At 59.8% G+C, this 19,382-nt stretch carries 7 protein-coding genes; 4 read left to right on the top strand and 3 right to left on the bottom strand.

Annotated features, from left to right (window positions below):
* Positions 1–62 precede the first annotated feature (62 nt).
* Positions 63–1,985, bottom strand: coding sequence for a hypothetical protein (locus tag ACYZT5_RS32515; RefSeq protein WP_462048937.1), 1,923 nt, complete (start codon positions 1,983–1,985; stop codon positions 63–65).
* Between the two features lie 102 nt (positions 1,986–2,087).
* Positions 2,088–4,022, bottom strand: a complete 1,935-nt coding sequence (locus tag ACYZT5_RS32510) for a hypothetical protein (RefSeq protein ID WP_462048936.1) — start codon at positions 4,020–4,022, stop codon at positions 2,088–2,090.
* A 357-nt stretch (positions 4,023–4,379) separates the two neighbouring features.
* Between ACYZT5_RS32510 and ACYZT5_RS32505 the strand changes: the two genes are divergently transcribed.
* From ACYZT5_RS32505 to ACYZT5_RS32490, 4 genes are all read left to right on the top strand, one after another.
* A complete protein-coding gene (locus ACYZT5_RS32505) occupies positions 4,380–8,168 on the top strand; it encodes a hypothetical protein (RefSeq protein ID WP_462048935.1) in 3,789 nt (1,262 codons plus the stop codon).
* A gap of 525 nt (positions 8,169–8,693) precedes the next feature.
* Positions 8,694–9,401 carry a cysteine protease LapG gene (gene lapG, locus ACYZT5_RS32500; RefSeq protein WP_462048934.1) on the top strand — a complete coding sequence of 236 codons (708 nt, stop codon included), beginning with the start codon at positions 8,694–8,696 and terminating at the stop codon, positions 9,399–9,401.
* Between the two features lie 22 nt (positions 9,402–9,423).
* Positions 9,424–11,364, top strand: a complete 1,941-nt coding sequence (gene lapD, locus ACYZT5_RS32495; RefSeq protein ID WP_462048933.1) for a cyclic di-GMP receptor LapD — start codon at positions 9,424–9,426, stop codon at positions 11,362–11,364.
* A gap of 448 nt (positions 11,365–11,812) precedes the next feature.
* Positions 11,813–12,175: a DUF6124 family protein gene (locus tag ACYZT5_RS32490; protein WP_462048932.1), complete on the top strand. Its 363-nt coding sequence runs from the start codon at positions 11,813–11,815 to the stop codon at positions 12,173–12,175.
* Between the two features lie 208 nt (positions 12,176–12,383).
* On the opposite strand, the gene ACYZT5_RS32485 is transcribed toward ACYZT5_RS32490, so the two are convergent.
* On the bottom strand, positions 12,384–19,019 hold the full coding sequence (locus ACYZT5_RS32485; protein WP_462048931.1) for a retention module-containing protein: 6,636 nt from the start codon (positions 19,017–19,019) through the stop codon (positions 12,384–12,386).
* Between the last annotated feature and the right edge of the window lie 363 nt (positions 19,020–19,382).

The raw sequence follows: 19,382 nt of genomic DNA, 5'->3' as shown, positions 1-19,382 counted from the left end.
TGTAGGAGTGAGAGAGGTGGGAAAGCGCCCCCACCTCCGAGCAAGATAAGACGTTAATACTTCTAAGTGCCTGGGCAGAAGCCACCATTAAAATCGATCATGACAACTCTTTCCTCTTGAAAATTGGAAGTATGGGTTTTTCCATTAATTGACGTGGAGTAAATAATTTTCCCTGTACCATCCTTGATTGGTTTAAGCGCGAGGGCGAACGGCAGATAAACATCAAATCCGTTGATATGTTCCCCATTTCCCAATGTTTTCTGAAATAGATAATCAGAAACAGGAGGACTGCCCGGTGCGCCCGTTACCCCGGACCATACAAAGTCCAGCACCATTGCATCTGCCAGTGACCCACCGCCGGCCACTCTCACGATCGCTGCCTTACCCACAACCGGTATATCTCGCAGCGAACTGCAATCAAGATACTTACGGCCAGCCGGATTGGTGTACAAATTCTGAAGGACAGGATCGGGCAGCGTCACGGGAAAGATATAAACATCGACGTCGGTGGGTGGTGACGGGTTTCTGTTTTCACCGTTGATAGGCGGATTGGTAATCACATAACGCGCTTGCCTAGTGCCGTTCCCGGTTGCTTCAAATACTGGCGAAGGGAGTGTGAAGGGGATTTTAAAATCTACAGCTTCGTCCCCTATCACCTCATAACGTCCCTCCGGAGGAGGTACGATCACTTTCTCCCATTCAAGGTCGACAATGTCGCCAGCCTTGTAACCGGCATAAATTGTCAGGTCTATATCGACAGTAGTGCCGACGTCGCCTTCCACCAGCGTGTCATCGGCGGTCGAGCCTTTCACCACAAGTTTAACCAGGTTCGGGTTACCCAAATCCGGATCGGGTTCAGGATTGACCGGACCCGCGAGATTCAAGTCGATGTCTACTTTTTCGCCCACCGGTTCTGGATACCGGTCCTTATCTCGTACGATCACATAGGTTACGTCGACTTTTTTCGGACCGTCACCCCCTGCCGCCACATCCGCAAACGGCACATCGACAATCACTTCGGCGGTGCCGTCTGTTGGTATGAGTGGCTGGGGAATGCTATTGAAGGTTACTTCAACCTTATCTCCCGGCAATCCGTTATCAAAAGTCGGAATGACCACCGCCACATCGGGATAAGCATCCTTCCTATTAACTAAGCCATCATCGTGTTCCGGAACTTCCGGAGGTTGTAATCCACTGGGCGCCGGGGTCAGACGAATGGAAAAGTTGAAGGGCATGGAAGAAGGGCCGATATTTCCCACACGGTCTGCATACTTGAAATAAGCAATAAACGGTCCGTCGCCAGCCGATAAAACCATATTTTTGGGAATTGTCACTTCAATCGGTAAAGTAAAATCATCCGTGACCGTAAATATTCCAACAACGGCGCCTGGATCACTTTTCCCGTAGTAACAGGTGTATATATCTCCCGCTTTCATGTCATCAGGAAAGTCGGAGGTCATTTTTATACCATCCAAAGCCTCCAGAATTTCACGAGTGACCACACCGTTGACCACTTCAGGTGGAGGAGTTGGTTCTGCGCCTGGAGCTCCGTGATTTGGCGCAAAGGGGTCGATGAAAAACTCGGACTCACCAGAGGTAACCGAGTTGCTCGCATAGAGAGTCTGATAACTCAAGCGGAATACTCCGGGAGTGGCTGTTTCTTTCCCGGGCAATATCATGGTGTAAGGATCATCAGGAGGCATTGGAAGTTCTAGATATTCCGTTATCGCTAATCCATCTTTCATCAACGCAATATACGTATCACCCGGCGTGGCTCCAGGAGGCGTTTGCACGCCTGTAATAATCACATCGCAATCTGCCCCCTGACGACTCGACTGGAGTTTTTCAATATCATCTCCTGGAATGGCAGGCAGTAGATTATCTACAATGGGTGCATCGATAACCTTGCGCTGCAATGATTCGCGGAAGATATACAACTTCCTGCGAGCGAGTTCTGCTGCGGATAACACGGTCAAATTGGTCATTGCCTTTTCTCCTTATCAATAGACGCGCCAGGCCATCTGCACCTACTGCTGACTATCAAGACAGACTCCGGACATTCTCTTCATTGTTACATCGAACGCCATTCAGTTTTCGTCACACAGATCATTTGTCGGCGAACATATTCTTCCGCTTGGCATCGTGCGATTGATCACTACAAAGTCCGGTCGGGATCGCCCACGACCGCCATTACTTTTTTCCAGTCTGTAATAAGCCAGCCCGGAGCCGTAATTCACCATGGGTGAAATCAACTTGTCGTAATCCTCTACGACGATATCGATATCTTCGCCGGGTACCAGGGACACGAGATGTTTAACAATTTCAGCGTAAGCCCCCGATATGGGATCAGTTCCATTTGGGCCCCTACAGCCCTGCCAGACCAGAACAATCCTGTCGCCTTGTTCAATACGGGGATCAGCAAGGACTCTGACCGTCACGCCCTCCCAAAGCCGCGGTTTTGCACAACAATGGAGTACGCCCTCTTTTCCGGCGTGAGGAAACACAGGTTCCTTCAGGTTTTCGATCAGGACAATGTTCACCTCGACCGGAGTCGGCAGCGACTGCTGCTCGTTTACGCCGTTGCTCGTCTTGCAATAAACAGGTAACGCCGGATTTTGTTTATCGGTGTCGATGACCTCCCATGGAACCGTAACCTCGATCGGCTGCCCCACCACATCGCCTGCCTTGACGTCATAGCGAGCGACTGGCCCGGGGTAACTTCCCCAGAAAAACTCCACCGTCTCTCCGTATTTTGGATCGTCGTGCAAGTCGAGCCGAATTTTGGCCGGGAAGCCGTGGTCTTCGGTCAACAAGGTGTCTCTGATGCCGGACTTTTCCCCGTACGCCTCCAGTCGCGCGAGTTGTTCATTGACCAGTGCCGGCGCCTTGTTGTGATCCTGACCCGCCAGCGTCAGGTTGACCGCCACCGAAATATCCGGCGAGGGCGGCCCATATGAGGAACCTTGGCGAATCTTGTAGTAAACCTTGGCCCGCAATGGCCCGTCGCCCTTGGCGTGCAGCGTTGGCCAAGGCACCGTGGCATCCAGCGGAAAGGCTGAAGGATCGACGGGGAACTCGGCAAGCGGGGTGTCATCCCAAACTGTGGCAACCCAATGCCCGGGATCCGCAAAATCGTATTTATCGATTAACACCTTCACACCATCGCGGGCCTGTTGTCGATCCACCAACCCTCTGGGTAGATCCACCCTGGGCGGAGGCAAGGCTCCCGGCGCGGGCGACAGGTCAACGTCAATCTCCGCCAGATAGGATTTGGGCCCGATATTTCCAGCCAGGTCCCTCAGGAAGTAGTAGAGGAAACGCTTACCCGAACCCCAGGCGCGAATTTCATCGGCATACACGGTGATGCGCAGTCGTTTGTCGGCAATATCCTGGGCGCTGAACTCCTGTTCCCGGATAGGTAATTCACTGTCGGGAGGCGTGTCTTTATCGGTCCAGAAATACGGCGCGCGATCTTTGGCTTCGGCGTCGATGTACCAAGGCACGTCGACTCTGACCTCGCCCTCCTGCGCGAGGTACGTTTCGGTGATCGTGCCGTTCAATTCGCTCGGAAACACTGCAGCGAGCGGTTGATTACCGTAGTTGGGCTTGGTGGTGTCGATGGTCAAGGTTTTCCGCGCGCCCTCGACCGGGTTGACGCCATAGATGGAGATCCTTACAGCCACTTCATAAACGCCCTGCACCAATCGATGCCGAGGCACTTTGAGGGTTTGCGGGAAATCGATGAGATCGCTCGTTGGATACCACCGCTCGGCGACGGGATCGAAGTCATCCCCTGTATGCATGAAACCCAACTCGACCAGATCTTCCTCGCCCGGCGTGGTCCCGCGGCCAAACTCCATGAACATTGCCGTCAGATCCTCACCCAATGCCGTCAGGGGCAGTAACCCCCGTGGATCAGCCGGATCAATGATTGCCGGGATATCAGGTTTCTCCATCGCAATAGCGGCGGGCGATACGTCATCGCCCTGCGGCTGATCTCCGGGTTTGTCAGACGTCGCCATTTCATACCTTCCTTGAGGAGGTGCTTGGGCAGCACCACTTTCGTGCTAACCGAATGGCATCATTTAATGCCCCCCTCCAGAAGCTGGCTACTGTCAGAAATAACAGGTATTGCTACCGCTCGTCTGAAATTGATACCGCAACCAGTCCTACGGCTCCCTTAAACAGAAATGTTTAACCTACGCGTACGCTTCAACACGAAACGGCCCATGACTGGCCGTTTTTTTGTGCCTGCACCAAAAGTCGCGCATCGACCGTTCGTCGCAAAACCCCTCGTACCTGTTATTTCTGACAGTAGCCAACCCTGCCCCCCTCGCATTAAATCACTCCATCGCCAGCCCTCGATCGGAGTCTCCAGCATGACCACCAACGGCCCATCCGGTGCAACCCCGCTCGTTCTCAAGGAACTCGACATTCCCGGCCGCACCGGCCCGGTGTCGGAAGCCCCCACGGTCTGGGGCCTCAACATCGCTGCCGTGAAGGACAACTTCCCCCAACAAGGCCTCCTGTGCCGCGCCGGGCCGTGGGGGGCCATGAACGTGGGCGACAAGCTGGTGATATTCAAGAGTCGTCAGCAGGTGGCTCAGGAAACCGTCGACGCTAACGAGGTCGGCACGACGCTGTCGATGTTCATTGCGCCGGCCCGTTTCAGCAATGGCAGGTCCGACCTGTCCTACGCCGTCACCCGGCTGGGCCAGGTGGCCGAGCCGTCCGAAGTGATGGAGGTGCTGGTCAAGCTCGACCGCCCCGGCGGCCATGATGGCAACGACGAACCGGGCCATTCGCAGCTGATCATGACCATCCCCAAGGAGATCCTCGAGGGGGGCATCGACAAGGACAACGTCGCCGCCGGTGTGCCAATCACGATCGGGCCCTCTGCCGACGGGTCGCAGCCCTATCCCAACGCGGCGGCCGGCGACGTGATCCAGGTGAGCTGGGGCGGCGTGTTCGTGGTCAGCGATCCGCTGACCCAGGATCAGGCCGACGGCAAGGCGCCGATCATCTTGCACGTTAGCGAGGAGGACATCCGCGAAGCTGGCGACTCGGACGACGCCGGTCTGGCCGTGGCCTTTGAGGTTTACGATCTGGTCGACAACCGGTCCGAGGACTGGAGCAAAGAGCAGCGCGTCGTGGTGGCGGTCGACGCGGAGCGGCTGGGCGCGCCGTTGCTCAAGCAGGCGGTGAACAACGTACTGGACGTCGACAAGCTGGGCGATGCCGACGGCACGGCGCAGATCCTCGCCGTGGACACCAGCAAGTTCCAGGTGGGAGACATCCCCTTCGTCCGGGTCAAGGGCACGCCGGTGGAAGGGCCGCCGATTGACAGCGAGTTTCCCGGCGCCGCCCTGACCAGTGTGCCGAGCATCCCCGAGATCAAGATTCCCAATGCCGCGCTGCGGCAACTGGCCAAGGCCCAGATCGCCTTTTCCGTTCGCCTGCAAAAAGCCGACAATTCCGCCGACCTGCGCTCCAAGACCCAGTTCATCAGCGCCATCGGCGAGGTCAAGCGATTGGCGGCCCCGATCGCCCTGGACGCGTTACAAGGGGCCATCGACCCGGAGCTTGCCCAGGCACGCATCCAGATTCCGTTTGATACAATTTTCGTTGCCGGTCAGGCGATCAAGCTGTTCTGGCTCGGCACCCGCCCCGATCTGAGCACCTACCTGCCCGATCTGGCGCTGCGCCCGATCACCCAGGGTGAAATCGATGCCGCGCTGCCCTTGATGATCAACGTCGCTGGCGTGCATCTCAAATCGATCGAAGGCGGTACGCTGGAGCTGTATTACCACCTACTGAACGATGACAAGGTGCTCGGTACGATGAACCGGGTCAACGCTACCCACGCCATCCGAGAATCGATTCACGCCGACACGCTGCGAGTCGGAGAAGCAAAAGCAGAACTGCCGGAGCCGAAGGTGCAAGGCGTGGTCAACGGGGTATTGCCGCCGGACACCGTCGGCACCACGCTGACCGTGGAATACCTGAACACGGTCAAGGATGACGAGGTGTTCCGCCTGTGGGAGGGCTCGAAAACCGGCCCGGATGAAGACTCGGTAAAACTGTCCTCGTTCACCGCCGGCCAGGAAGTACCGTTCACCATCAAGGCTGAGCTGATCAAGGGCAATGAAGGTGGCACTGTAGAGGCGTCGTACTCCATCGTATGGGCGGATGGACGGCCCACCAGTTATTCCGATGTGCTGGAGTTCAGGGTTGGCGTGGAGCTAGAGCTGACCGCACCGCGTATCAAGGAAGCGCCAAACGACACCACGCTTGTCCCGAATGCGGCAAAGGACGCCCTGACCGCCTTGGTGAATTACCCCGAAATTGCCCTCCTGGACGAAATCATTGCCACCTTCACCGGTGCGCCGGGCACGCCAGCGGCGGGCTCATACACCGCCCCACCAAAAATCGTGCAGAACCTCGGTGAGCAGGAAATTCCGCTCGACAATGGCGTGGTGGCCTTCAACCTGGATAAAGATGTGGCTTTGAGCTACACGGTAAAACGAGGCAATAACGCGCCTTTACCGTCGCAAATCCGCCCCCTGGCGGTACAGTCGCTGATTCTGGATCTTTCAAACGTACCGAAGATCCTCCAGGCGGCCAACAACGGTGACGGGCAGGAGCTGGACCTGAATGCGATCAGCACCAGTGCCACAATCCATGCGCCCATTTGGCCGCTGATTGCCCTGAGGCAATACGTGTGGCTGCGGATCAGAGGGACGTTGGCTAACGGCACGGCGTATGAAAAACTCCTCTGGCAACCGCCGACTTCAATAACCAGCCAGGCCTGGCTCACCACCGGAAAGTACGAGTACGCGATCCCGCCCGCGACATTGAACGAGCTCAAGGAGCTCAAGCATGCCACGCCATTCACCCTTGAATTCAAGGCTGCGTTGGGTGGCAGCCAGAATGAGCCCGAGGCGGTGACGTTCCCGCTACGCACCTACACCATCAATGCGGTGGAGGATGTGAAACCGGTCATTACCCGAATTGCAGACTCCAAAGATGTCGAGATCCTCCCCGGTGGAATCACCGTCGACACCACCGTGAACCTGACCGGCACCGCAAGCAAGGGCCAGAAGGTGGAGATCTTGGACGGCCGGACAAGCGAGGGCGAAGCCGATGTCCATCCGACCACCGGTGTATGGACCAAAGACGTCATGGGTCTGAGCCTTGCACTCCACACCTTCACCGCCAAGGCCAAGTACGGTTCAGAGCAGACTTCGGACCCACGCACCCTGACGGTGACAGCGGCCACCGCGCCGACCATCACCTCGGCCAAGGGTTTGCCGAGCAATGTCGAAATCCCTAACACCGGCTTCACCGTAGAAACCAGCGTGACCCTGATCGGGGTCGCCGCCAAGGGCCAGAAAGTCGACGTGCTTGATGGACAGACCTCCAAAGATCAGCCAACGGCCGATCTGGTTACCGGTATCTGGACGCTGGTGGTCGCGAGCCTGACCGCCGCACTCCACAGCTTCACCGCCAAAGCGTTGTATCTTCCAGGAGCGGTGTCAGTGCCCAGGACGCTGACGGTGACGCCGGCCACCACGCCGACCATCGCATCGGTCAAGGGTGCGAACGGCGTCGACATCCCCAACGGCAACAGCACGGTCGACACCACGCTGACCCTGAGCGGCACGGCCAGCGACGGCCACCAGGTGGAGATCTTCGATGGCATTGTGTCCAAGGGCACGGCGCCGGCGATCGGCGGCATCTGGACCAAACAGATCACCGGTTTGGAAGTAGGGGCGTACAGCTTCACCGCAAAGGGTCTCTACGGCAGCAACCCGGTGTCCACCCCGGCACGAACTATCACAGTGGTCATTGGACGCCCAATAGTCATGACACGGTGTTATGACGGGATAAAAATGAGAACGCTACAAGAGGGAGACCTCGCGAGCGGGCACTTCCAGTGGTCGGGCACATGTTCCCCGGGCCCAGCGCGGACCGGAATGGTGACATTGGCATACCCTGATGGACAACCCGGAAATAGCAGGTGGATAATCACCATCCCAGAGGGTGCTACAACTTGGTCCCTCGAAAGTTTCCACCTGTCAGCTCTCCGTCGTCAATCATACACATTTGAGGACTATGGTTTCCCCGGAGTCACCTCGCCATTCACCGTACGGGTAGTGGGCCCATGAACACCGGCGGGGAAATACCGACAAGCCCAACAGCGTCATAGCAAAAAAATGGGACGCAAAAAATGGGGAAAAAAATGGGGACGCAGTTATTTACCAGTCCCAACCATGAAAGCCCGCCTTCCTGTTAAACCGGGAGGGCGGGTTTTGTCGTTTCAGCTAATTCTGAGACGCTTGTTGAATAGTGTTTATGGAAAAAGGTGACGGATTTATTTAATCAGCGATCGGGTTTAGCGATCCGGCTCCATACAGACGCAACAATGCCCAGTCTCAATTAAAGTCTTCGTTGTCTGCACTTTGCGTAACGGTGGCTGTGCGTGGGAGACCTTCGGGTCTCCCCGGGGTTTCTGTAACCCGGATCGCTAACCTGCGTACAGCCGCCACCTTTACTTGTTTAGCAATGGTCGTGGCGGCTCAATCAATCACGGAGCTTTGCCAGCTGCTAGTCCGCGTACTAACCCGACAATCTGTCCTGCCTGGCTGAAAACACCGCCTAGACTTCAGGCATCTGCACCCGAGCGGCCAGACATGTCCCGCAGTCCGCGTAGTCCAGGATGGTCAACGCTCCGACTTCGGCTCGGTGGATGGCTGTTGCTGATCACTTTTCTATTGGCCGGGCTGGGCAGTGTCTGGGCCGACTGGGATTTTGCGCAGATTCTGCAAACCGCCGAAAACCGCTACGGCACCCTCGGCTCGGGACGGGGACGGATCGAGGCCTGGGGTCAGATGCTGCAAAGCGAAGTCAACGCCCCCGAGCGCGAGCAACTGAACGCGGTCAATCGATTCTTCAATCAGCAACTGAGCTTTCTGGACGACACCCGCATCTGGCATCAGACCGATTACTGGGCCACGCCCGTCGAATCCTTGATCAAGGGCGCCGCTGACTGCGAGGACTACGCACTGGCGAAATATTTCAGCCTGCGCCACCTCGGGATTTCCAGCGAGAAACTGCGCATCACCTACGTCAAAGCCCTGACCCAGAACCAGGCGCACATGGTGCTGACGTTCTACAACAGCCCCACGGCCGATCCGCTGGTGCTGGACAATTTGATCGGCGAAATCCGCCCCGCCTCCCAACGCAAAGACCTGCTGCCGGTGTACGCCTTCAACGCCGAAGGCCTGTACTTGCCGGGAGCCAATGGCAGTCAACGCAGCAGCGACTCGAAAAACCTGTCGCGCTGGCAGGACGTATTGAAAAAGATGCAGGCCGAAGGGTTCGCCGTGGGTGACGGCTAGCCACCATTGCAAGGAGCGTTTTATGTCACTGCGCAAACAGTTGTTTCTCGCCATTTGCCTGTTCTTGCTGGTGGCCTTCAGCGGCAGTTTTTTTGTCAGCCTGGAAAGCTCTCGCGACCAGATGCTCGGCCAGTTGCGCTCCCACGCCCAGGACGCCGCCACGGCGTTGGGTTTGTCGTTGACGGCGCAGATCGATGACCCGGCGATGATCGAGTTGATGGTCAGCTCGATATTCGACAGTGGCTATTTCAGCAGCATCCGAGTCATCAACATCGTGAATGAGCAGGTGCTGGTGGAGCGCAGCGTATCGGCGAAAATCGAGGGCGTTCCCACCTGGTTTGTCAGTTTGGTCAACCTGCACCCACCCGGTGGCGAAGCGCTGGTCATGCGTGGCTGGGTGCAGGCGGCACGGGTCGAAGTGCTGAGCAACCCGCAGTTCGCCCTGGCCAAACTCTGGGACAGCACCCTCGGCAGCTTGATCTGGTTACTGCTGTGCGGCCTGCTCAGCGCCGTGTTTGGTGGCTGGTTGCTGCGCCGGCAATTTCGTCCACTCGACACCATGGTCAAACAGGCCGAAGCCATCAGCAAACGCGAGTACCTCAGCCTGCCAAAACTGCCGCGCACACCGGAGTTGAAACGCGTGGTACTGGCCATGAACCAGATGGTCGAGAAGCTCAAAGCGCTGTTCGCCGAAGAGGTCGCGCGCAGTGAAATGCTGCGGGCCGAATCCTATCAGGACAGCCTGACAGGACTGGCCAATCGACGCTTGCTGGATGAACAACTGGACGACCAATTGCTGGTCTCCGAGCAGAGCAGCGACGGCCATTTGCTGATGCTGCGGATCAACGACCTTATCGGTCTCAACCAGCGTCTGGGCGGCCAGCGCACTGACGCGTTGATCAGCACCGTCGGTGAACTGCTCAAGCGTCTGACCCAACTGGCGGAGCGTCGCACCTGGCTGGCGGCACGCAATCGCGGTGGCGAGTTCAGCCTGCTGACACCAGGCCTCGACGCCAAGGACGCGGCACGCCTGGCCTCCGAAATCAGCGCCACCCTGGAAAACCTGCGCTTGACCGGCGCCAGCGATTGCATGCCGGTGGCGCACTTGGGGATCGTCGCTTTCCAACCCGGTGAGCCCGCCAGTGACGTGCTGATGCGACTGGATCAGGCGATGACCCAAGCCCAGCAACATCCCGAGCGCCCGTGGGTCCACTTGGCCTATTCCAACACCGCGCCGAACCCGTCCCAAAACGACTGGAAAACCTGGATCGACGACGCCCTGAACCTAGGCAAGATGCAGTTGTATTTCCAACCCGTCGTGCAATGCGCCGACACCAGCCAGGTGCTGCATCACAAAGTCCTCGCGCGCCTGCTCGACCCACGGGGCGAGGCGATAGCCGCCGGGCATTTCCTGCCGTGGATCGAACGCCTCGGCTGGTCGGCGCGGTTCGACCTGGCGATGCTCGAAGCGACCCTCGACTACCTCGTCGTCAACCGTTGGCCCCTGGCGTTAAGCCTGTCCGGCAGCACCCTGCGCGATCCCGCGCAGCTGCAACACATCCTCGACATGCTCGAATCGCTGCCCGAACTCGCGCCCCTGCTGATTCTGGAAATCGACGAACGCCAACTGCCCCCTCAGGAAGAACTGCAACGCCTGAGCCACAGCCTGCTCAACACCGGTTACCGCATCGGTCTGCAGCATTTCGGCGGCAGCTTCAGCCAGATCGGCAACCTGGCCCAACTGGGGCTGGCTTACTTGAAAATCGACGGTGCCTACATCCGCCACATTGATGAGCAGAGTGATAAGAAGCTGTTCATCGAGGCGATTTTTCGCGCGACCAACAGCATTGATTTGCCGTTGATTGCGGAGATGGTGGAGACCAAAGGAGAGTTGGAGGTGATCCGGGAGTTGGGGTTGTTTGGGGTGATGGGGCGGTTGATCGGGCCGCCGGAGCCGATGTAACGAGCCTGAGCTCGTTTCTTACCGATTGTCCACGTGGATCTGGCCGCAAAGCGGACACATTTATTTGTCCATCAAAGTGAGCATGAACGGCGATGTTTAATAGACACCTTCAGATACTCACTCAGGCTACACAGCCTTGCGCCATTGCCTACGACTGCGCCAGAATCCGCCGGCTTGTGCGCCTTGGGTCTGGGGCTCTATCGTTTGCCTGCCACTGCCCATCAGTGGTCGGGTTTCGCAGCCCAGGTCAATCAAGGCGCATAGCGCCACCGTTTCCTTTCAGCTGGCGCTTTTTTTCGTCTACTGCATTGCGTTATGGCGGCTGTGCGCGGGAGATCTTCGGGTCTGCCGGGTTCCTTGATTCCCGGCCTGCGAACCTGCGTACAGCTGCCACCCTCCTTCGTTTCGCAGCGAACCGTGGCGGCCCTATCAATCAAGGAGCATCACCATGTTCAAAGCCACACCCAATCCTCCGGAAACCGATGACGTTTCCCCCTACGATTCCCTCGACTCCAAAAAACTCCACGAAGCCGCCCACCGCTCCCTCGATCACTACCTCCACCTGGCCACCCACATCAAAGCCACCCCGCGCACGCCCGGCACCATGTTCACCGTCAATCCGGAGCTCGATACGGAAACCCTACTGGCCCACGCTTGCGAGTCGCTGGCCTCGGCCAATGTCATGACCATGGACCTGGCGGATCATATGGAGGGGCCGAGTCGCAACTCCCTGTTGGGTATTGCGCAAATCATCATGCTGGGGGAGCTGGCGGTGAATCGGGCGCTGGACAACATCGATCCGCAGGACTAGCGAGGGACTTGTGACGAGGGTGCTTGCTCCCTCGCCACAGGGATCGCGGTTCATCAGATGAACGGCGTAATCGTTCATCGCGAGCAGGCTCGCTCCCACAGGGGGAATGCGATCAGTGTGGGAGCGAGCCTGCTCGCGATAGCGATGCTACGGACAACAAAAAACCCGCCATTCCTTCAACAGGAATGACGGGTTTTGTCGTTTCAGGTCACACGGTATCTACCTTCAGCGAATGATCATTGAGCATGCCGTTGATGATGGTCGCCGTATCGTGTCCACCGGCAATCACCCCACCCGCCCCCGGCGTTACGCCGTAGTGGCTGGCCAGGTTCACACCCGCCAGGTCGATGGTCTGGTTCGGCGCGTCACCGGCCATGGCGCTGACGTCGATGCTGGTCATGACCGATGCACCACTGCCGATGACTTTGAAGTGCAGGTAGTCATCCAGCGACGCCGTGGTGCCGTTTTCCCCTTGCAGCAACTGTGACAGGTCGAGTTTGTCGGTGCCCGGCGTGAAGTCGGTGACCACGTCGTGGCCGCTGTTGCCTTTGAGCCACTGGAAGGTGTCGGCGCCACTGCCGCCGGTGAGGGTGTTGTTGCCCAGACCGCCAATCAGGAAGTCATCGCCGCCCCCGCCGTTGAGCATGTCGTTACCCAAGCCGCCGTTGATGATGTTGTTGTGGTTGTCGCCGGTGAGGGTGTCGTTGAAGTTCGAGCCGGTCAGGTTTTCGATTGCTGCCAAGGTGTCGGTCCCGGCGCCCACGGTGTTCTGCGGGGTGAGCAGGCTCAGATCGACGGTTACGCCGGCCGTGGCGTGGGCATAGCTCGCCGTGTCGACGCCGGTGCCGCCGTCGAGCAGGTCGTTGCCCGCGCCGCTGAACAGCACGTCATTGCCGGCGCCGCCGTGCAACTCGTTATTGCCGGAACCTGCGGTGAGCACGTCGTTGCCGTCGCCGGCATTGATAACGTTGTTACCGGCGCCCGCCACCAGTACATCATCGCCCGCCGTCCCGGTGAGGGTGTGGCCGTCCTGATAGGTGATGGTCACGGCGGCGCTATCGCTGCCGCCATGGCTGTCGCTGGCGGTGTAGGTGCCGTGGTAGTCCGGGGTGACATCGTGGGCCCCGGCGTAGTTGACGGTCATGGTCAGCTGGTAGTTTTCCGCCCCCTTCCCGCTGTGACCCGGGCCATCGTTGTCGATGTTGGTGATGTGGATCTGGTACGTGCCGTCCGCCGCGGCGGTGATGGTCTGGCCGTCGGCGATGGCAGTGAAGGCGCCACCGTTGACCGAGTACTCCATCGCGATGTGACCGGCCGCAAGGTTGTGATCCAGGTTAAGGGTTTCACCCTGTTTGAGGTTGACGGTGATGCGGTCCTCATCGTTGGCATTGGCAGGGGTGACGGCGCCCAGATAACCGCTGACGACCAGCAGCGCGGTCATGGTCGCGGCGTTGCCGGCAAAGGCGTTCCGCACATTCGCCAATGCCTGGTTAGCCGCGCTGTAGTTGCTGGTGCCGGCGAAATTGATCGCCCCGCTGCCGATGAAGTCCGCACCTTTGGCAATCCAACCGGTGTTGAAGGTGGTCGGCGATGCGCTGAGCGGATCGCCGTTGGGGTCGGTGTCGTTGGCCAGCAACAACTCGCCCGGTACCACGACACTGCCCGACAGCACGTTGGTGATGACGTGGTCATCGACCGCCACCGGTGGCGCGTTCGGAATGACGTTGACCGTCAACGTCGAGTCGCTGTCGCTGACCGCATTGATGCAGCTGTCGCTGACATCGATAGTAATCGTGGTGGTTCTTTCGTCACCGTCGCCATCGCGCAAGGTGTAGGTGAACGTGTCGGTCGCACCGGGACCGTTCACGGCGTCCGGATTGCTGTGATACACGGCGTTGCCCGCCGCATCCAGCGTCAGGTAACCGTAGGTGCCATTGATGTGGCTGTTCAGGCCGCCGATGGCCGAGGTCGAGGTGTCTGAACCGGCGCGCACGCCGACCACCCCACCCCCATCGGCATCGCCGAAGTCGTTCGCCAGCACGTTGCCACTGACGATGCCGCCCTCCGCTACCGAGGCTACGTCGGGGTTGGCGGTCGGCAGGTCATCGACGATGTTGACCACGATGGTGCTGGTGGTGGAATGGCCCAGGGCGTCGGTGGCTTTGTAAGTGAAACTTTCGCTGAGAGTGTTCGCGCCATCGTCGGCGTGCGGCGTGGTGCTTGGCGCCGACGTCAGCGTGTAGGTGTAGGTGCCGTCGGGATTGAGCAGGATTTGGCCGTAGGTGCCAGTGGCGCTGCCGACCAGCGTATAAGTGATCGCGCCGCTGGCGCCGCTGACCGAACCGACCAGGGTGCCACTGGCGGTTTCAACCGTGCGGTCTGGCTGGCTGCCGGTGACGGTGCCGGCGGCGAGGTCCTGGCCGTCCTTGTTCAGGTCGAGGGCTTTTTCGTAGACGGTCACGTCGTGGTCGCTGATCGCTGTGATGCCGCTGTTGATCACGTCGATGGTGATGGTGGTGGTGCTTTGGTCACCGTCGGCATCGCGCACGGTGTAGGTGAACACGTCGGTCGCACCGGGGCCGTTCACGGCGTTCGGGTTGCTGTGGTATTCAGCGTTGCCATTGGCGTCCAGCGTCAGGTAACCGTAGGTGCCATTGATCTGGCTATTCAGGCCGCCGATGGCCGAGGTTGAGGTGTCTGAGCCGGCACGCACGCCGACCACCGCCCCTGCGGCGAGGCCATCGGCGCCGCCGACGTCGTTCCACAGCACGTTGCCGCTGACGATGCCGCCTTCGGCGACCGAAGTCTCGTCGGCATGAGCGGTCGGCAGGTCATCGACGATGTTGACCACGATGGTGCTGGTGACGACGTTGCCCAGGGAATCGGTGGCGTGGTAGGTGAAGGTTTCGCTCAGGGTGTTGGTGCCATCGTTCGCATGCGGCGTGGTGCTGGCCGGCGAGGTCAGGGTGTAGGTGTAGGTGCCGTTGGGGTTGAGCAGGATTTGGCCGTAATTGCCAGTGGTGCTGCCGACCAGCGTGTAAGTGATTGCGCCGCTGGCGCCGGTGACCGAGCCAACCAACGTACCGGAGGCGGTTTCGCCGGTGTTGTCGGGCTGGCCGCCGGTGACGGTCCCCGCCGCGAGGTCCTGACCGTCCTTGCTCAGATCCAGCGCCTTTTCATAGACGGTCACGTCGTGGTCGCTGACCGCTCTGATGCAGCTGTTGATCACGTCGATGGTGATGGTGGTGGTGCTTTGGTCACCGTCGGCATCTCGCACGGTGTAGGTGAACACGTCGGTCGCACCGGGACCGTTCACGGCGTTCGCGTTGCTGTGGTATTCAGCGTTGCCGTTGGCATCCAGCGTCAGGTAACCGTAGGTGCCATTGATCTGGCTATTCAGGCCGCCGATGGCCGAGGTTGAGGTGTCTGAGCCGGCACGCACGCCGACCACCGCCCCTGCGGCGAGACCATCGGCGCCGCCGACGTCGTTCCACAGGACGTTGCCACTGACGATGCCGCCTTCGGCGACCGAAGTCTCGTCGGCATGAGCCGTCGGCAGGTCATCGACGATCTTGACCACGATGGTGCTGGTGGTGCTGTTGCCCAAGGCGTCGGTGGCTTTGTAGGTGAAACTTTCGCTGAGGGTGTTGGCACCGTCGTTCGCATTCGGCGTGGTGCTGGCCGGTGAGGTCAGCGTGTAGGTGTAGCTGCCGTTTGGGTTGAGCAGGATTTGGCCGTAGGTGCCAGTGGCGCTGCCGACCAGCGTGTAAGTGATCGCGCCGCTGGCGCCGGTGACGGCACCGACCAGGGTGCCACTGGCGGTTTCGCCCGCGTTGCCCGGCAGGCTCCCGGTAACGGTGCCGGGCGCCAGATCCTGGCCATCCTTGTTCAGGTCGAGGGCTTTTTCGTAGACGGTCACGTCGTTGTCGCTGACCGCTTTGATGCTGCTGTTGTTGACGTCGATGGTGATGGTGGTGGTGCTTTCGTCACCGTCGGCATCGCGCAAGGTGTAGGTGAACGTGTCGCTCGCACCGGGGCCATTCACGGCGTTCGGGTTGCTGTGGTAGACCGCGTTGCCATTGGCGTCCAGCGTCAGGTAACCGTAGGTGCCATTGATCTGGCTGTTCAGGCTGCCGATGACCGGGGTCGAGGTGTCGGAACCGGCGCGCACGCCGACCACACCGCCCCCTGCGGCAGGGCCATCGGCGCCGCCGACGTCGTTCCACAGCACGTTGCCACTGACGATGCCGCCTTCGGCGACCGAAGTCTCGTCGGCATGAGCCGTCGGCAGGTCATCGACGATCTTGACCACGATGGTGCTGGTGGTGCTGTTGCCCAAGGCGTCGGTGGCTTTGTAGGTGAAACTTTCGCTGAGGGTGTTGGCACCGTCGTTCGCATGCGGCGTGGTGCTGGCCGGTGAGGTCAGCGTGTAGGTGTAGCTGCCGTTTGGGTTGAGCAGGATTTGGCCGTAGGTGCCAGTGGCGCTGCCGACCAGCGTGTAAGTGATCGCGCCGCTGGCGCCGGTGACGGCACCGACCAGGGTGCCACTGGCGGTTTCGCCCGCGTTGCCCGGCAGGCTCCCGGTAACGGTGCCGGGCGCCAGATCCTGGCCATCCTTGTTCAGGTCGAGGGCTTTTTCGTAGACGGTCACGTCGTTGTCGCTGACCGCTTTGATGCTGCTGTTGTTGACGTCGATGGTGATGGTGGTGGTGCTTTCGTCACCGTCGGCATCGCGCAAGGTGTAGGTGAACGTGTCGCTAGCACCCGGGCCGTTCACGGCGTTCGGGTTGCTGTGGTAGACCGCGTTGCCCGCCGCGTCCAGCGTCAGGTAACCGTAGGTGCCATTGATCTGGCTGTTCAGGCCGCCGCTGACCGGGGTCGAAGTGTCTGAACCGAAGCGCACGCCGACCACACCGCCACCTGCCGCAGGACCATCGGCGCCGCCGACGTCGTTCCACAGCACATTGCCACTGACGATGCCGCCTTCGGCGACCGAGGTCGCGTCGGCATGGGCGGTCGGCAGGTCATCGACGATGTTGACGTTGATCTGTCCGGTCGCGGTGCTGCCATCCGTATCGGTGGCGACAACGTTAAAGTTCTCGGTGATGCTGTTGGCGCCGTCGGCGTTGGGGTGGGTGTCGCTGTCATTCAGGGTGTAGCTGTAGCTCACCACGCCCGTCGCCGGGTTGTAACCGGTGATGGTGAAAGTGGCGCCCGTGCCGGTGTCGGCCGATAGCGGGAAACCTGCCGCCACGCCACCGCTGACCACCGCGACGCCGCCCACGGTCAGGGTTTGCAAGCCATCCGGCGCGCTGACGGTGAAGGTGCCGCTCTGGGTCAGCGCCGGGGCGTCGGGGCTGGAGCCGTAGGTGAGGTTTTTCTCGTAGACCGTCAGCTCGCCGCCTTCGACGTTGAGGCCGCCAATCGTGACCGGGTCATTGTTGTTGTGGATGTTCAGTACCAGGGTCGCGGTGCTGGTGTCGCCGTCCGAGTCGGTGAGGGTGTAGACGAAGTTTTCCGTCCCGTTGCCACCCGCGTGCAAGGCTTTGAAGTCGGCATCGCTGGTGTTGAGGGTGTAGGTGTAAGTCCCGTTGGGATTGAGTACGAGGGTGCCGTATGTACCGGTGAAGGTGCCGCCAACCACCGGCCCGCTGTCGGGCCCGACGGGAATGCGGTCAGCGCCCTGAGTGTCGTTGGGCAGCACGCTACCGGTCAGGGTCACCAGGGTTTCCGAAGCGGTGCCGGCGTTGCTGTCATCGACCGCCTTGGGTACGTCGTCGGTGATATTGACGTCCAGGGAACCGGTGGCGGTATCGCCATTGCTGTCGCCGGCCACCACGGTGAAGTGTTCGCTGAGGTTGTTTGCACCGTCACCGACCGGATGGGTTTCATTGTCGTTGAGGGTGTAGCTGTAACTCACAACGCCCGTGGCCGGGTTGTAGCCGGTGACGGTCAGGGTGTTGCCCAACGGGGTGGTGATCGACTGCGGGAAGCCTGCGGCCACACCACCGCTGATCACGTTGATCCCGCCCATGCTCAGGCTGGTCAGCCCGTCGGGGGCAGACACGCTGAACGTGCCGGTCTGCGTCAGTGCTCCAGGGTTGGGCGCTGAACCGTCGGCCAGGTTGGCCTCATTGAGGCCCAGTTCGCCCCCCGCCGCCGACAGGCCGGTGAGGGTGACCGGGTTGTTCGGCGTATCAGGAACAACCGGTGCCACAGGAACAACGCCTGTCCCGCCTGTCCCACCAGCACCGCCTGCATCACCTGCATCACCTGCATCACCTGCATCACCTGCATCACCTGCGCCGCCTGCACCGTTGTCGCCGTTGTTCGGGTCTCCGGCCAGACGTTCGAGGGGGAATTCGGGAATGCCGTTGAAGCCTGCGGTAGGAAAACCAATGGTCGGTTCGACCCGCCCCCCCACCTCTTCGAGCATGACGAACGTGTGGCCGCCGCCCAGTGCACCACCGGGTGCGCCAGTCGAATCAGGTCCGGCCGCCGTGGCGTCAGCGGTCTGGGTCGGGTCGTCGCCGGCAGCGATCGCTTTTTGCAGTTGTTCGACATCGGTCAGTTGCGCTTGAGTCGGCGTCACCGCTTCAGCGGTGTCCACATGGGGCGCCTGATCGGCAAGTAACTGGGAAGTCATTTGCAGGCTGCTCTCACGCCCGACGGTCAGTTCCTGGCCATTTTGCAGATGCACCGCCACCGCACCTTCGGCCCCGGTAACGAGCTGATCGCCAGCGAATAATCGATCCCCCTCGACCAGCGCACGTCGGGTGCCATCGCTCGCGACCGCGAACACCTGACCAATGACCTTACTGACGATACCGATGAGCGTAGCCATGTGCACTTCCTCCGCTGCCAACCGCTGTCGGCATCCTGTTTTTGCGAAGAACGTGCTCATGGCTCCAACGGGTTGCCTGGCGCAATCGCCTGCTGGCAGCAGTTACCTAAAGTAAGCCGCTGCCCTGGCGCCGTTCTCGCCAAGCATGCCGCTCGCGGGCGACGTGTCTGCTGCGGGATAAAACCCTATGCAATCAACGGCATCGGGATCCACGTGCGCAACAAATTGCCCTTTGAGCGATGCGTAACAGTTTTGATCCACTAGAGCGACAAAAAACCGTCACTTCAAAACCGTTCGCTTCCCTCCCCTCCAGCACTTCCCCGCCCTATGTCGATATGTGAATTGGAACTTTCCTCAAGCCCT

The sequence above is a fragment of the Pseudomonas sp. LB3P14 genome, assembly GCF_054898045.1.
The sequence above is the reverse complement of the archived record's forward strand: the minus strand, read 5'-3'. Positions and strand labels throughout refer to the sequence as shown.

Coding starts and splice junctions, on each gene's coding strand:
- ACYZT5_RS32515 (WP_462048937.1), bottom strand. CDS start 1,985: ATGACCAATTTGACCGTGTTATCCGCAGCAGAACTCGCTCGCAGGAAG.
- ACYZT5_RS32510 (WP_462048936.1), bottom strand. CDS start 4,022: ATGGCGACGTCTGACAAACCCGGAGATCAGCCGCAGGGCGATGACGTA.
- ACYZT5_RS32505 (WP_462048935.1), top strand. CDS start 4,380: ATGACCACCAACGGCCCATCCGGTGCAACCCCGCTCGTTCTCAAGGAA.
- lapG (WP_462048934.1), top strand. CDS start 8,694: ATGTCCCGCAGTCCGCGTAGTCCAGGATGGTCAACGCTCCGACTTCGG.
- lapD (WP_462048933.1), top strand. CDS start 9,424: ATGTCACTGCGCAAACAGTTGTTTCTCGCCATTTGCCTGTTCTTGCTG.
- ACYZT5_RS32490 (WP_462048932.1), top strand. CDS start 11,813: ATGTTCAAAGCCACACCCAATCCTCCGGAAACCGATGACGTTTCCCCC.
- ACYZT5_RS32485 (WP_462048931.1), bottom strand. CDS start 19,019: ATGGCTACGCTCATCGGTATCGTCAGTAAGGTCATTGGTCAGGTGTTC.